Below are 13,386 nucleotides of genomic sequence, written 5' to 3'. Positions count from 1 at the left end.
CTGTGTATAATTTGTTAACAAGTGTCGTAATATCAATGAAAATGCAGTGGATTTTGGGGATAACAGTTATACACAGGAACATTTGGCCTCGGGATAAACCAAAAATTTTTTTTATATCTTTAGAAATATACTAGAATCTACCAATTATTACCCCCATTACGGTTAACTAAACAACGTGAAGCCATTTTTCATTGAGGTCTTGTATTTACTTCAAAGATCCATATTTTCCCGCTTCCATCCAGCCCGTAATCAAAGCCGAGCTCTCCGATGCCGGGAAAGTGCTGCTCAAGGATCGCCGTGCATTTGCGCGTGAGGCTGCGCATTTCATTCCGCTTGGCAGCCGATCTGATACGCGGCAGCGAACGACGTAATCCCTCTCTGCAGCTGAGGAGGTTTCCCCCTTTGCACAGATTGGTCACGAACAATCCTTGCTTCGCCAGCCTGCCCACCATTGCCCGGAATTCCCATACGTCTCCGTTCTTGACGTATTTTACGCGGTAATCGATGGGTCTGCCATGGATTGTAGCCAAATGAATCCCCTGCTGAATTAAATATTTGCGTTTTACCTTCACCCGCAGAAGCGCGTTATACATATCATGAAAAGTTCCGTAACGACTTGATTTAAATGAATGGGTAATGCTATATCCCGCACCAGATCGGGCTACCTTGATGACGCCGTATCCGCCGCCACCAACGATTGGTTTGACGACAACGAATCCATATACTCCAAGCATCTGCTGCATATTCGCTCTATTTAGTGCTCTCGTTTCCGGTATATAAGGGGCCACTTCGGGATCTGTCAGCAGCGCTTCCGTTTTCAGCCACTTACTCGCCAGCTGTCTTCCACCCACGGTGTAACGCCTCCTTTCCTCGCTCGTATCTTGTAGCATACTCGCAAGGCGCAGTTCTCTCTTGGATGTTTGTACATAAATCGAGAAACTATCTGAAAAAACGGGGGGATGCGGAGTAAAACCTTCGGAATGTTGCCATAATAGCTCTATTGGCGTTCATCATTTTATGGGCTATAATGGGATTTGAATGTGACAAAGGGAGGAAACTTGGCCGTGGCTGAATTTTTTAGAATATTGTACTGGATCGCGATCGTCGGCATGTCGATCTCGCTTGCAGCCGTCACCGTTGCAATTTTCGCTATCGGATTTAAATTCATTAAAGATAAACGCAAGGGACTGGGTACCGGCTGCATCGTGTTTTCCCTGCTTGCAGCGGCAATGATCGTCTTCATGGTGAACCACACCTTCGTTGTTCCCGCGTCCTAGTAGCTCGAAACATAGACAAATCACGAAAAAAAGGCTCGCACCGCTTCAAATATCGAAGCTTGGTGTGGGCCTTTTGAGTTGTCCCTGGCTTCAGCAATCAGCACTCTTCAGGTGCAGGTTTGCCGGCCTGGGTTGCCGTACGGAAGGAAGCTCCGCAGCCGCAGGTTGCCGTGGCGTTCGGATTACTCATCGTAAAGCCGCCGCTCATGCCGGCGTCCTCATAATCGATTTCCAATCCATTAATCAGCGGCAGGCTCTCCTTATCGACAACGACCTTCATGTCGTTCACGTTCATATATACGTCGTTTTCCGTTTCTTCATCGTCAAATCCCATTGCGTAGGAAAAGCCGCTGCAGCCGCCTTCCTGGACGCCCAAACGAAGAAACATATTCGGAATTTCCTGCTCGGCGAGCATTTCTTTAAGCTTATCGGAAGCGGAATCGCTGATATTAATCATAGGTTACCCTCCTTCGTGTTACTTAAGCTCAGTATACTCCACAATTCTCTTCCGCTCAAGTAACGCCAGCCCCGCGTTTGAACAGCCTCCCACCTTTTTTTTCCTTTATAGCGTATTGCGGAGCCTGTATGTGCGGTTTATAATAGGGTGGGTGATGAGGGAAAGGCATTTGTCGGAATTTTGTCACCCGCATGTCAATGGTCTGCCATAAATTTTTGTAATTTTTTTCACAAAATCATTGTGGATTGATTCAAGCATCTGGCAAGCAGGCCTGCCAATAATATTATACCGGCCTTGGCTCTACGGAGCGCATTAGCAAGCCGTTACTTGAAGACTTGATTGAATGAAGCCGGACACCTTCCGACGAGCGGATTTTTTGTGTTTTTTCACCTTAAACCGCACCCATCAAATTGAACAGGAGGAATGGATATGTCCATGATCGTAACACCAAACACCAATAGCAAAATGGCTGAAATTGCAGAAAAAGTACGCAACGGGGAGCGTCTAAGCCTCGAAGATGGTGTATTTCTTTATGAGACGGATGATTTATTGACTTTGGGGCAGCTGGCCAACGAAGCTAATTTGCGCAAGAACGGCAAGAAGGTTTATTTTATAGAAAATATGAGCCTGTATTTCACCAATGTGTGCGAAGCCAGATGCGCGTTCTGTAATTTCAGAAAGGATCTTGGCGATGAAGGATCCTACACGTTGAGCGGCCAGGAAATGATTGAATATGTAGAACAGCATATCCACCCGGGCGTACGTGAATTTCACATCGTCGGCGGGCATAATAATCACATGCCTTTCCAATATTATGTAGATTCGCTTCAAGCGCTGACGGACCGCTTTCCGGATGTTACACTGAAGGCATATACGGCTGCTGAAATTGAATTTTTCACCCGGATCAGCGGGCTGAGCACCGAGGACGTTCTGAAAGAGCTGCAAAAAGCGGGATTGAAGTCGCTCACCGGCGGCGGAGCAGAAATTCTGTCCGACCAGTACCGCAAAAAGATGAAGGTTGAGAAAGCGAATGTCGAGCAGTACCTCGACGTTCACCGTACCGCGCATAAGCTTGGGATGAAGACGCATACGACGATGCTGTACGGATCCATTGAATCCCATGAGGACCGCATCCGTCATATGATGCAGATCCGTGAGCTGCAGGATGAAACAGGCGGCTTCCTGGTATTCATTCCGCTGTCCATGCAGCCAAGAAACAAAAATGCGGGCATCATGCGCCGCAACTCTGCTTACGAGGATTTGAAAACCATTGCCATCAGCCGTCTGATGCTGGATAATATCAACCACATCAAAGCATACTTTATCAACATTGGTCCTCAGCTGACCCAGGTATCCCTCTCCTTTGGCGCTTCCGATGTTCATGGAACGATTATCAAAGAACGCATCAGCCATGCCGCAGGAGCCCTTACGCCTGAAGGCCTGACGCGTGACGAGCTGGTCTGGCTGGTCAAAGGCGCAGGACGCATTCCGGTTGAACGGGATACGTTCTACAACGAAATCAAAGTATATGAGTAGGAAAGGATAGACGGACCCAATGAGAAAATTTGTCATTCTAGGTGGAGGCTATGGCGGTCTTGCCATGATTCAGGGCTTGATCAGCAGCCACCTGCCGCCTGATATTGAGCTTGTGCTTGTCGACCGGATGCCCTTCCAGGGCATCAAAACGGAATACTATGCGCTAGCGGCGGGAACGGCTTCGGATTTTGATCTGCGGATCCAGTTTCCAAACCATCACCAGTTGACCAAACGTTATGGCGATGTCACCTCGATCGACCTGGAGAACAAGCTTGTTCATATGGATCAGGACGAACCGATCGCGTATGATTATCTCGTCATCGCCCTCGGCTGTACGGACCGTTACCATGGCATTCCGGGCGCAGAGCAGTTTACGAACAGCATTCAAACCTTTTCAAGCACACGCAAGACGTACCAGCGCTTGAACGATATTAAGCCTTACGGACAGGTTTATATTACAGGCGGAGGCCTCAGCGGCGTTGAAACGGCGGCCGAGCTCCGCGAAAGCCGTCCGGACCTGAACATTACGATCCTTGACCGGGGCGCACGCGTCCTCTCCGCCTTCCCTTCCACGGTTTCCGCTTATGTGGAGCAGTGGTTCCGGGATCATGACGTGAATACCCGGTCGCATATCTCGGTTTCGCGGGTGGAAGATGGCGTGATCTACAACGGGGATGAAGCGATTTATACGGATGCAACCATTTGGACGGCCGGCATTCAGCCGGTGAAGGTCGTACAGGACCTGAACGTTCCGAAGGATCCGGGAGGCCGGGTCGTGGTGAATTCGTATTCGCAAATTCCGGACTTTCCAGAGGTGTACGTCGTCGGTGACTGTGCGAGCATTCCGTTTGCTCCGAGCGCACAGGCGGCAGGCGCGCAAGCCGAGCAGGTGGCAGAAATTCTGCATGCCCTCTGGCGCGGGGATACTCCAAAGCTTCATAAAATCCGCCTGAAGGGCACGCTGGGCTCTCTCGGCAGTAAAGCCGGCTTCGGTTTGATGGGCAAAACCTCCGTAAAAGGAAGAGTACCCCGTCTCTTGAAGAGCGGGGTACTCTGGTTGTCCAGACGCCATTTCGGCTAATCCAGCTCGAGGCTGTCCCAGGCCTCGAGTTCTTTTATTTTCGCCATGATGGCTTCATACAGCTCGTCAGCGCTGTCGGCATCGATGATCTCACCATTGACCATCGCAAAGGGCATCATCGCGCATTGCCCGCAGTTGCTGAGACAGCCGTATTCTATAACATCATAATCCGGATTTCCCTCCAGATTGTCCATGACTTCATCTGTTCCGAAATGCATGTTGTTCGTGCAAAATTCGATGATGGGTCTCACTTGTAATCACCTGCTTCACATGAATTCATTATTATGAAGGACACCTTTATAGTTTAGCGGTGGTTGTGTATAATATCAATGCCTGCGGCTTTTCTGTACAAATTCAGCGCAAAAATAACCTGAGCAGATATAGCCATTTTATTTTATCTCCGTTTGTAATATAATAATCATTATAGGAAAGGAGTTGAAACTAATGAGCGAAAACGCACAAAGCACCATGTATGATGAGGTAGCAGACGTGCTGGATAAGCTTCGTCCGTTCCTTCAGCGCGATGGCGGTGACGTGGAACTGGTTGATGTGGAAGACGGCATCGTGAAATTGAAATTGATGGGTGCCTGCGGCAGTTGCCCAAGCTCCACTATTACACTCAAAGCCGGGATTGAACGCGCCCTCGTTGAGGAAGTTGAAGGCATCAACGACGTTATCCAAGTATTCTAATCCCATTCCATACGTACACAAGAGTCCTGCCCTTCGGTATGAAGGCAGGACTCTTTTTTGTGCTGCTATGATGGATTGGGCTTGGCCGGTTCAATCCAGGGACGAATCGGATCCAGGCCGCCGGATATATCCATGATGTTGCCCGTGATAAAATCCGATTCATGATGGCACAGATAGCGGATCACCCGTGCAATGTCTTCCCCGCTGCCGGGTCTGCCCCGCGGCGTTTCGCCATCCTTCAGGCCGGATACCTCGGCAATCGATTTCTCCTTGTTATCCCCGCGGATATCGCCCGGGCAGACCATATTCACCGTGATGCCAAAAGGAGCTTCTTCCACCGCCAACGTTTTCGTAAAGGAAACAAGCCCCGTCTTGGCGGCAGCATATACGGCACGATGCGGCCACGCTCTGGCCTCGGCTGCATGGCCGTATCCGAAATGGATGATCCGCCCCCACTTCTTATGGCGCATGGCAGGCAGCACCAGATGGTCCAGCAGCATGGTGCCTACCAGGTTTCCTTGAATGAGCGACAATATTTCTTCTTTCGTATATTCGGCAAACAGCCTCCGTTCACGGATAAACGGGCCGGCATTATTGACGACGATGTCGGCGCTTCCAAGCCGCGACTCGACCTGGCGGACCAGTTCCTCGATCTGGGCTGCATCCGAAATATCGGCCTGAACGGCGATGCAGCGGACGCCAAGCTCTTCAATGCGCTGCTTCAGCTCTTCCGCTTCCGTCCGGCTGTGCACGTAATTCAGCGCGATGTCGCACCCCTGCTCGGCCAGCGTCAGTGCCGTCATTTTACCCAGCCCCTTGGCGCTCCCCGTAATGAGGGCGATTTTGTCCTTCAACGATATTCCTCCTCACCATAACGATTAATCTTCAAACGAGGATGCTCATACTTATATTCAAACTCTTGTATATACCGCATGAATTCATATTTATGCTAATCCCATTTTATCTAGTATAAAAGATTTGCCTGCCCCCCACAACTTGGCAGCTCGAGGGTTTCGGGCAAATACACCAAAAAATCCGCCGGGAGATCCCGGCGGATTTGGATTCTTGCTATGCATGCAGGCAGCTGCTTAGAAAGCAGGGATGACAGCACCTTTGTATTTGTCCTCGATGAATTTCTTGACGTCGTCGGAGGTCAGGGCAGCGGCCAGCTTTTTGATGGCGTCGGAGTCTTTGTTGTCCGGACGGGCTACCAGGATGTTGGCATACGGGTTATCCTTGTCTTCCATGAACAGCGCGTCCTTCAAAGGATCGATGCCGGCATCAAGCGCGTAGTTCGTATTGATGACCGCCAGATCGAATTCGGACAATTGGCGCGGCAGCATGGCAGCGTCGGATTCCTTGAACTTGATGTTTTTCGGATTCTCAACAATGTCTTTCACCGTAGCCTTGATCATGTTATCTTCCTTCAATTTGATCAAACCGTTTTTCGCCAGCAGGCTCAGCGCGCGTCCGCCGTTCGTTTTATCGTTCGGAATGCCGACTACAGCGCCGTCTGGAAGCTCGTCAACAGATTTATGCTTTTTGGAATAGGCGCCAAGCGGCTCCACATGTACGGCAACGACCGGTACCAGATCCATGTTGCGCGTGCTGTTTTCATCGTCAAGGTATGGCTGATGCTGGAAGAAGTTTGCATCAAGCTGCTTTTGGAACGTTTGTACGTTCGGCTGAACATAATCGGAGAATTCCTTGATTTCCAGTTTCACGCCTTCTTTTTCAAGGGCAGGCTGGATATGCTTCAAAATTTCTGCATGCGGTACGGCAGTTGCTCCGACGGTAATGGTTACAGGTTTGGTATCCGTACCTTTGTCATCGCTGCTCGCAGCCGAGTTGTCCCCCGTGTTTTTGTTGCCGCAAGCGGCGAGTGCCACCACCAGAACCAGGCTGAGCAAAGCGAACAATCCTTTTTTCATTGTAAATCCCCCTTAATCTTATGATTTTAATATGATTTATACATAGAAAACTTCGCGCATGCGGTGAACAGCCCCGCATGACAGAAAAGTTTTCCACATCAACATCCGGATATCGGATGACGTTACCGCGGTAATGAATGCTATTTGCGCGTAAAATGCCGGACTAGCCGGTCTCCCGCCATCTGCAGCAGCTGAACCAAAACGATCATGGCCAGCACGGAGATGATCATGACTTCCTTCTGGTAACGGTAGTACCCGTAACGGATGGCCAAGTCGCCAAGGCCGCCTCCGCCCACCATGCCGGACATCGCCGTATAGGACACCAAAGTGACTACGGTAATCGTCAGGCCCGCGAGCAGGCCCGGTCTTGCTTCAGGCAGCAGCACCTTCAGAATGATCTGCCAGGTCGAAGCTCCCATCGACTGTGCCGCTTCCAGCACGCCCCGGTCCACCTCGCGCAGCGAGGTTTCCACCAGCCTTGCAAAGAATGGAGCGGCTCCAATGACAAGCGGCGGAATCGTTCCGAGTACCCCGTAGGATACGCCTACGATGGATACCGTGAATGGGATGAGTGCCACGATCAGAATGATGAACGGCACCGACCGCAAAATATTGACGATGACCGACAGAATGTTGTACACCGCCCGAACCCAACCACTGCTGGAGCGGGAGCATTGGTACAGCAGCACGCCCAGCGGCAGCCCCAGGATAAAAGTAAAGACGGCCGAGGCAACGAGCATTTTGAGGGTATCCAGGCTGGCAACGCCAATCTCATTCCAGTCCAGAACCGAAAAATCCAGTCCCCACATCAGTTCATCACCTCCACATCCAAGCCTTCAGCCGTTACCCTCTGGATCGTCTTCTCGATCGTCTCCGCATCCCCTTCCAGACGGACAATAAGCTGACCGTAAGGAATGTCTTTGATTTTCGAGATGGTTCCCTGCAGGATCGCGAAGTCCACGCCGGTTTCCCTGGCCGTTCTGGACAGAATCGAATCATACGTCTTTTCGCCCAGGAAGGTCAGCTTGCAAATGCGGGATGAACCGTCATGAGGCGCCTGCAGCGCAAGCTGCGCGGATTCGCCGGCCTGGCCCTGAATAAACTCGCGCGTGACCGGATGCTTCGGCTTCAAAAACACATCCGTGACGGTGCCTTCTTCCACGATGCCGCCCTGATGAATGACAGCCACCCGGTCGCAAATGCTCTGGATGACATGCATTTCATGCGTAATCAGGACGATCGTCAAATGGAGCTTCCGGTTAATGTCGAGCAGCAGTTTCAGGATCGAATCCGTCGTCTGCGGGTCCAGCGCCGAAGTGGCTTCGTCGCAGAGAAGCACCTGCGGGTCGCTCGCCAGCGCGCGGGCGATGCCGACTCTCTGCTTCTGCCCTCCGGACAGCTGCGCCGGATATTTGTCGCGATGAGCTTCCAGACCGACCAGCTGCAGCAGCTCGTCGACCTTAGCGGCAACCGCTGTCTTATCCACATGAGCCAACCGCAGCGGAAATGCGATATTATCGTAAACCGTCGCCGAGCTCAGCAGATTAAAGTGCTGAAATATCATCCCGATCTTCCTGCGCTGAGTCTGCAGCTGCTGCTTGCCGAGCTTCGTCAAATCCACTCCGTCCACCCATACCTCGCCCGAGGTCGGCCGTTCAAGCAAATTCATGCAGCGGATCAGCGTGCTTTTGCCGGCTCCGGAATGTCCGATGACGCCGAAAATTTCTCCTTTGTGAACGGTCAGATCAAGTCCGGACAAGGCCTCGGTCGTTTTGGCGCCCTTGCCGTACTTTTTGGTTACCTGCTTTAATTCTATCAATCCAAAGCTCTCCTTCCCTGAAACGTTAACAAAAGGCCTTATGCCATCTATGAAGATAAACTGTCCCACAGACAAAATCAGACAAAATAAAAAGCCCTTTTGACGGAATCAAAAAGGGCTCTTCGTATGCGAAGTCGCTACCTTTCTCATCTGCCAATCCGCAGGCATCACCTGCAGTTGTAGGAATTAGCACCATGTCATTTCAGAATGGGTGTTACGCCGCATTCTCAAATCGGTTGCCGGGCTTCATCGGGCCTGTCCCTCCGCCTCTCTCGATAAGAAAAAAAGTATGAAATTATTCGTTACGTTTTCATGTTTTTCAGTATAATAACTTTTTCTTTCTTTGTCAAAAGGAAATTTGTTGAATCGAAGCTACACCTTCATCCCTTTTTTTGCCCAGAGCTCATTGGCGTACCGGTAAGAAGCGATGAGCGATTTGCAGACCATGTCCAGGCCCTGTTTCAGATCCTCCAGGTGCTTGTCCAGGTCCTCCAGCTCGACCTTGTCATGCAAGCCCTGATGGCGCTGCCACAAATCGTCCTGCATCTCCGAATTCATGTAATGGATCTCGGCGTTCCGCCGTTTGCGCAGAGCATTCAGCGCGCTTCTGTATTCGTTTTTAATATTTGTCAGCTCGTCCGCAAGGCTCTGGTGGTTTTTAAGGTAATGGAACTGCCTCAGCACGGTAAAATAAGAATAATGGGCTTTGAGTTTCGAGGTATTCAGATCAAACAGATCATTAAGGACGGTGCCGAGCTTGTCGAGAATCGAAAAGACGCGGATAAAGCCGTTTTTATAAAAATAAACATACCGCGCGTATTCGCTTTGTTCCTGGATATTCATGTCATCCACGTACCCGGCCTTCACCGACTTACGGAAAAAGCAGGCGGCATACCAGCTCTGCTCCAGCTCATCGATCGATGAGACCAGGCCCCGCGTCCAAATCTCCAGCTTGCGGAAATCGTGGCTCGGATCCTCGTTCCTTTCAATTTCCTTTTGGAGAAGCTGAATGGTTTGAAACATCTTTTCGATCGCTTCTTCAAGCAGCCCGTTGTTTTGGCGAGGCATTTCTCCCAGCAGTGTTCGCAGCATTGTCCTTCTCTCCCTGCATTGTATTTGCATAAAAATAACTCTTCAGGCTGCTTCCTTCCATTTCCCGTCAGACCTTCAGCGTTATAGCTAAGAAAAACGTCAATCGACGCACTTTCAAAGAAGCCAGAGCCCTGAGATGTTGTTTCCCTGCGACATCAGGCCTTGCTTCACATTTTATGCTTGCTGATATATTAAACACGCCGGCTTCCGGATTAAACTTTCGCGGTATCTTTTTCATCCGCATCACGTTCTTACCGCTTCTTCTCCGCCTGCCAGCTCTATAAATGGGATGCCCGCTCCATTGCTTCCGGCCAGTCTTAGCATGTCCCTAAGTAAACTCCGTTCATTCGGGACAACCATTCCGGAAAGCGAAAATGTCTGTTTACAAACAAAGCCCCCGAAATGGATTCGCGGACTTTGTCTATGGTCATCATGCTATGCGATGTTTACACATTCGAGGCGGTTCTTAACTGCCGTTCAGGCTCTCTCCCGAGCTGCCATACCCTGACGCTCAAGTAGCACAGTACGCCAAACAGGGAGGAGATCAGCAGGTTATGCAGCAAAGCGGCGAAAATATAAACCTCCGGCTTGCTCAGCGTGTAAACGATGCCAGCGCCACTGAATACCTGCATCAGACACAGTACCGCCGCCGAAATCCCGAGTCCGGCCAGCTCGCGGTTGCCTTGATGAAGCTTGTACGCAAAGTAGGCCATGACCACAACGGCAATAAACAGCAGCAATGCGGCCAGACGGTGGAAGAAGGCGATCGCAACGCTGCCCGTCAGGTCCGGGATCAGCTGACCGTTGCAGAGCGGCCAGCCGGAGCAGCCTCCGGCGGAGCTCGTGTGGCTTACATAGGCCCCGACGTACACGACAATGTACGAATAAATCGTAACCATCCATACGAAATTCCGAAAAGCCAGACTGACTGGAGGCGTCTCCTCCCTCGTCATCGAGCCCTGGTTCTTGTCCATTCTCCGGGCTCCGAGCGCCAGCATCAGGGAGCTGGCAAAGGCAATCAATGAAAATCCGAAATGAAGCGCAAGAACCGCAGAGGATTGGTCGTACACGACCGCAAGTGCCCCCATGAGGGCTTGTACAATGACAAAAATCAGCGTCAGCCATGAATAGATGCGCAAATCCTTGCGGTTTTTGGCAAACAGCCAAAAACAGACGACAACCGCCACCGCGGTTAATCCCGCCATGCCGCTAACCAAGCGGTGTGAATATTCGATTAACGAAGCAATGGTATGTGCGGGCACGAATTGCCCGCGGCACAATGGCCACTCATGGCCGCAGCCCAGACCCGAATCGGTCTTGGTGACGACCGTTCCGCCGAATGTCGCGAAAAACATGACGAAAAAGGTCAAGTAACTGAGCCATTTCAATTGTTTGGTATTCAAAATTCTCTCACCTGCAGCTCAAATTAAAAACGCTCCAACCGATCTGAGCGCTCCGTATATTTACCAATCTCATCTATTATACCTGATAATGCATGATGGAATATACCCACTTTGTGACAAAATCTAAGAAAACGCATTCTTTTTGCTGAAAAACAGAAGGACACCGCCCTTGTCCAGCAAGAGCGGTGCATCCCTTTTAATTATATTTGTGAATCGTCCGGTACACGTCCAGCGCCTGCTGCAGGAAGCCTTCGATCTCCTCCCGCGATTTGCGCAGCTTGTTCACGTAACGCACCAGCTCACGTCCGTCGGAAAAAGCCACGAAGCTGGGAATGCCCAAAATGTTCAGTTCCTGGCTGACGTCCCCGACCTGGTCGACGTCCACTTCCACCAGCGTCATGTCATTGGCAAACTTCGCCTCGACATCCGGCATGAACGGGTCCATAAATTTGCAGTCTCCGCACCAATCGGCCTTGAACACCGCAACGGTCAGTCTCGGTGATTGGATAGCAACCTGAAATTCGGCTTTTGAAGTGATTTTCTGCATCTATAATCAGTCCTTTCTGAACATTTCTTGTCCAATTCTTCCTTTAGTGAATCAGAATATAGAGTGGAAGTCAAATTTTTGAGCCATACTGAGAACAGGGATATTTTCAGAAGAAAGGAGAGTTCATTCATGGAGCCAAAGACGGGAGAAAGCTCCGCTTTTCTAGGGTTTATCCGGCTGGCCATGACGCTGCCGCAGACGACCGCAGAGGCCGTGAAGGGCAAATATGCCTGCTGGAAAGCTTCGCAGCTCCTGATCAAGGACCGCAGGCCGCTGGGCTGGAGGGAGTCGTCCGCGCACAGCATCCGCGATCAGCTTGAACGTCTGCTAAGCGACCGCAGCCGAGTTGGGGACGGAATGTTCGGCAAGGATGAGCGAACGCCGCTGCTGCCGGAGGACCGCCACATCGTGAAGCAAATCCGGGAGTCGGTGCTCGAAGCCAACCGCAGCAATATTACCCGCACGAAGGCGTATTATGACTGTTACCGGGAGTATCCCGAACTGCACTGGTCTTTTCTCGCCCATATGGTTTCGCGCAATGCGGGCTGGAACATGACGGATCTTAAAGGCGGTCTTCTGTCGGATGTCGTGACGGACCCGCTGCGTGAGGACATGTATCAAATGCTGGAACGCAGCAACGCTTTGATTTTTCTGGATGCTTACCCCCAGCTGCTCCTTTACATCCACAGCAGGAAGCTGGGAAGAAGCCTGTTCCATCTGCTTCCGGAATTCCGGGTCTCCGCCTTTATGCGCCCCTTCTGGGAGCGGTTCTGGATCGAGCGCGACAGCGCGCTCCTTGCGGTCGGTCTGATCATCAATGAACAGAATTACATCGAAGGCCGGGTCATCCGTAACAGCTACTTTCAGAAAAATATTTTAGACAGCCCTGTCTTTGCCCTGCATGGCCGTTTTCAAATGAACCAGGTGATTTTTCCGATGCTCGTGGAGCCGCAAGCGACGGTTCAGAATTCAGCAGCACATCAGCAGGAGCCATCCTCCTTGGCAGATGAACCTGCAGCCGAAATGGATGGATCCGACGAAGCATGCAGTTCAGGCTGCCGCGGTATGGTCGGCCTGATCTTGGAGCATTTCTCGAATCTCGAGGAACGCATCGGTTTCGGAAAAGCTTTGTATGCGATCCTGTTCGGCTACAAGGATGTCCTGGCCGGCGTTCAGTCCTTTGCGGCGGAAACCGTGCATCGGGGCTCCCGGCAGGAATATTGGCCCAAGCTGTTTACCAGCAGCAAAAAAGCAGCTCTGAACTCTGCGCAGGAGAGCCAGGAGCTGCTGAAATCGGAATGGCTGCCGCAGGACAAACGCTTGTACAGCCCCACGTTAAACGAGGTATGGCAGGATATGCCTTACGAGCCTGTGACGCGCTATGACTGGTTCAAGAGCAAGAAGGCCATTGATCAGGTGGCTCGCCCGAAAAGGCCGATTTTGATCGAAATGACGCATGCCCACCGCTACGCGATACAAAAAACCGCTCTGACCCATGATGCGGAAAGAGCGGTGACGAAGACTGCGGAAAAAGCCCATTGAAGGCTTGAAAA

The 13,386-nt window shown here is 51.2% G+C and carries 15 protein-coding genes and 1 riboswitch; of the genes, 5 read left to right on the top strand and 10 right to left on the bottom strand.

Annotation, left to right across the window (positions count from 1 at the left end; genetic code table 11):
* Positions 1-188: 188 nt before the first annotated feature.
* Positions 189-851: a YheC/YheD family protein gene (locus tag PCH05_RS20295; protein ID WP_127605257.1), complete on the bottom strand. Its 663-nt coding sequence runs from the start codon at positions 849-851 to the stop codon at positions 189-191.
* Positions 852-1,064: 213 nt separating this feature from the next.
* Between PCH05_RS20295 and PCH05_RS20290 the strand changes: the two genes are divergently transcribed.
* Complete coding sequence (locus PCH05_RS20290; protein WP_127605255.1) at positions 1,065-1,277, top strand: hypothetical protein; 213 nt, start codon at positions 1,065-1,067, stop codon at positions 1,275-1,277.
* Between the two features lie 97 nt (positions 1,278-1,374).
* On the opposite strand, the gene PCH05_RS20285 is transcribed toward PCH05_RS20290, so the two are convergent.
* The gene (locus PCH05_RS20285; protein ID WP_127605253.1) at positions 1,375-1,734 is read right to left on the bottom strand and encodes a HesB/IscA family protein; all 360 of its coding nucleotides are present in this window, start codon (positions 1,732-1,734) and stop codon (positions 1,375-1,377) included.
* Between the two features lie 429 nt (positions 1,735-2,163).
* Between PCH05_RS20285 and mqnE the strand changes: the two genes are divergently transcribed.
* Together mqnE and PCH05_RS20275 are read left to right on the top strand one after the other, a co-directional pair.
* On the top strand, positions 2,164-3,270 hold the full coding sequence (mqnE, locus tag PCH05_RS20280; protein WP_127605251.1) for an aminofutalosine synthase MqnE: 1,107 nt from the start codon (positions 2,164-2,166) through the stop codon (positions 3,268-3,270).
* A gap of 19 nt (positions 3,271-3,289) precedes the next feature.
* Positions 3,290-4,351, top strand: coding sequence for an NAD(P)/FAD-dependent oxidoreductase (locus PCH05_RS20275; protein ID WP_127605249.1), 1,062 nt, complete (start codon positions 3,290-3,292; stop codon positions 4,349-4,351).
* Here PCH05_RS20275 and PCH05_RS20270 read toward each other — a convergent pair.
* Positions 4,348-4,602 carry a YuzB family protein gene (locus tag PCH05_RS20270; protein ID WP_127605247.1) on the bottom strand — a complete coding sequence of 85 codons (255 nt, stop codon included), beginning with the start codon at positions 4,600-4,602 and terminating at the stop codon, positions 4,348-4,350. The genes PCH05_RS20275 and PCH05_RS20270 overlap by 4 nt on opposite strands.
* A 193-nt stretch (positions 4,603-4,795) precedes the next feature.
* Between PCH05_RS20270 and PCH05_RS20265 the strand changes: the two genes are divergently transcribed.
* Positions 4,796-5,041 carry a NifU family protein gene (locus PCH05_RS20265; RefSeq protein ID WP_127605245.1) on the top strand — a complete coding sequence of 82 codons (246 nt, stop codon included), beginning with the start codon at positions 4,796-4,798 and terminating at the stop codon, positions 5,039-5,041.
* 65 nt (positions 5,042-5,106) lie between these two features.
* Here the strand turns inward: PCH05_RS20265 and PCH05_RS20260 are convergent, their stop codons facing one another.
* From PCH05_RS20260 to PCH05_RS20230, 7 genes are all read right to left on the bottom strand, one after another.
* The gene (locus PCH05_RS20260; protein ID WP_127605243.1) at positions 5,107-5,895 is read right to left on the bottom strand and encodes an SDR family oxidoreductase; all 789 of its coding nucleotides are present in this window, start codon (positions 5,893-5,895) and stop codon (positions 5,107-5,109) included.
* Between the two features lie 234 nt (positions 5,896-6,129).
* On the bottom strand, positions 6,130-6,972 hold the full coding sequence (locus PCH05_RS20255) for a MetQ/NlpA family ABC transporter substrate-binding protein (RefSeq protein WP_127605241.1): 843 nt from the start codon (positions 6,970-6,972) through the stop codon (positions 6,130-6,132).
* 140 nt (positions 6,973-7,112) lie between these two features.
* Complete coding sequence (locus tag PCH05_RS20250; protein ID WP_127605239.1) at positions 7,113-7,781, bottom strand: methionine ABC transporter permease; 669 nt, start codon at positions 7,779-7,781, stop codon at positions 7,113-7,115.
* Complete coding sequence (locus tag PCH05_RS20245; RefSeq protein WP_127605237.1) at positions 7,781-8,791, bottom strand: methionine ABC transporter ATP-binding protein; 1,011 nt, start codon at positions 8,789-8,791, stop codon at positions 7,781-7,783. Before PCH05_RS20245 ends, PCH05_RS20250 begins: the two co-directional genes overlap by 1 nt.
* A 143-nt stretch (positions 8,792-8,934) precedes the next feature.
* A riboswitch (SAM riboswitch) is annotated at positions 8,935-9,073 on the bottom strand.
* A gap of 90 nt (positions 9,074-9,163) precedes the next feature.
* The gene (locus PCH05_RS20240) at positions 9,164-9,883 is read right to left on the bottom strand and encodes a Cthe_2314 family HEPN domain-containing protein (protein WP_127605235.1); all 720 of its coding nucleotides are present in this window, start codon (positions 9,881-9,883) and stop codon (positions 9,164-9,166) included.
* Positions 9,884-10,329: 446 nt separating this feature from the next.
* On the bottom strand, positions 10,330-11,286 hold the full coding sequence (locus PCH05_RS20235) for a COX15/CtaA family protein (RefSeq protein WP_127605233.1): 957 nt from the start codon (positions 11,284-11,286) through the stop codon (positions 10,330-10,332).
* A 196-nt stretch (positions 11,287-11,482) separates the two neighbouring features.
* On the bottom strand, positions 11,483-11,833 hold the full coding sequence (locus PCH05_RS20230) for a thioredoxin family protein (RefSeq protein ID WP_127605231.1): 351 nt from the start codon (positions 11,831-11,833) through the stop codon (positions 11,483-11,485).
* 129 nt (positions 11,834-11,962) lie between these two features.
* On the opposite strand from PCH05_RS20230, the gene PCH05_RS20225 reads away from it, so the two are divergent.
* Entirely contained in the window at positions 11,963-13,375 is a 1,413-nt protein-coding gene (locus PCH05_RS20225) for a DUF2515 family protein (RefSeq protein WP_127605229.1), read from the top strand.
* The last annotated feature ends 11 nt before the right edge of the window (positions 13,376-13,386 follow it).

Origin of the sequence: Paenibacillus chibensis, assembly GCF_004001045.1 — a bacterium.
GTDB lineage: Bacteria > Bacillota > Bacilli > Paenibacillales > Paenibacillaceae > Paenibacillus_AQ > Paenibacillus_AQ chibensis.
This window is presented reverse-complemented; position numbering and strand designations above follow the sequence as displayed.

Excerpts from the sequence above, each read along its gene's own strand:
- PCH05_RS20265 (WP_127605245.1), top strand. The coding sequence starts at position 4,796 with ATGAGCGAAAACGCACAAAGCACCATGTATGATGAGGTAGCAGACGTG.
- PCH05_RS20255 (WP_127605241.1), bottom strand. The coding sequence starts at position 6,972 with ATGAAAAAAGGATTGTTCGCTTTGCTCAGCCTGGTTCTGGTGGTGGCA.
- PCH05_RS20275 (WP_127605249.1), top strand. The coding sequence starts at position 3,290 with ATGAGAAAATTTGTCATTCTAGGTGGAGGCTATGGCGGTCTTGCCATG.
- mqnE (WP_127605251.1), top strand. The coding sequence starts at position 2,164 with ATGTCCATGATCGTAACACCAAACACCAATAGCAAAATGGCTGAAATT.
- PCH05_RS20230 (WP_127605231.1), bottom strand. The coding sequence starts at position 11,833 with ATGCAGAAAATCACTTCAAAAGCCGAATTTCAGGTTGCTATCCAATCA.
- PCH05_RS20285 (WP_127605253.1), bottom strand. The coding sequence starts at position 1,734 with ATGATTAATATCAGCGATTCCGCTTCCGATAAGCTTAAAGAAATGCTC.
- PCH05_RS20240 (WP_127605235.1), bottom strand. The coding sequence starts at position 9,883 with ATGCTGCGAACACTGCTGGGAGAAATGCCTCGCCAAAACAACGGGCTG.
- PCH05_RS20250 (WP_127605239.1), bottom strand. The coding sequence starts at position 7,781 with ATGTGGGGACTGGATTTTTCGGTTCTGGACTGGAATGAGATTGGCGTT.
- PCH05_RS20225 (WP_127605229.1), top strand. The coding sequence starts at position 11,963 with ATGGAGCCAAAGACGGGAGAAAGCTCCGCTTTTCTAGGGTTTATCCGG.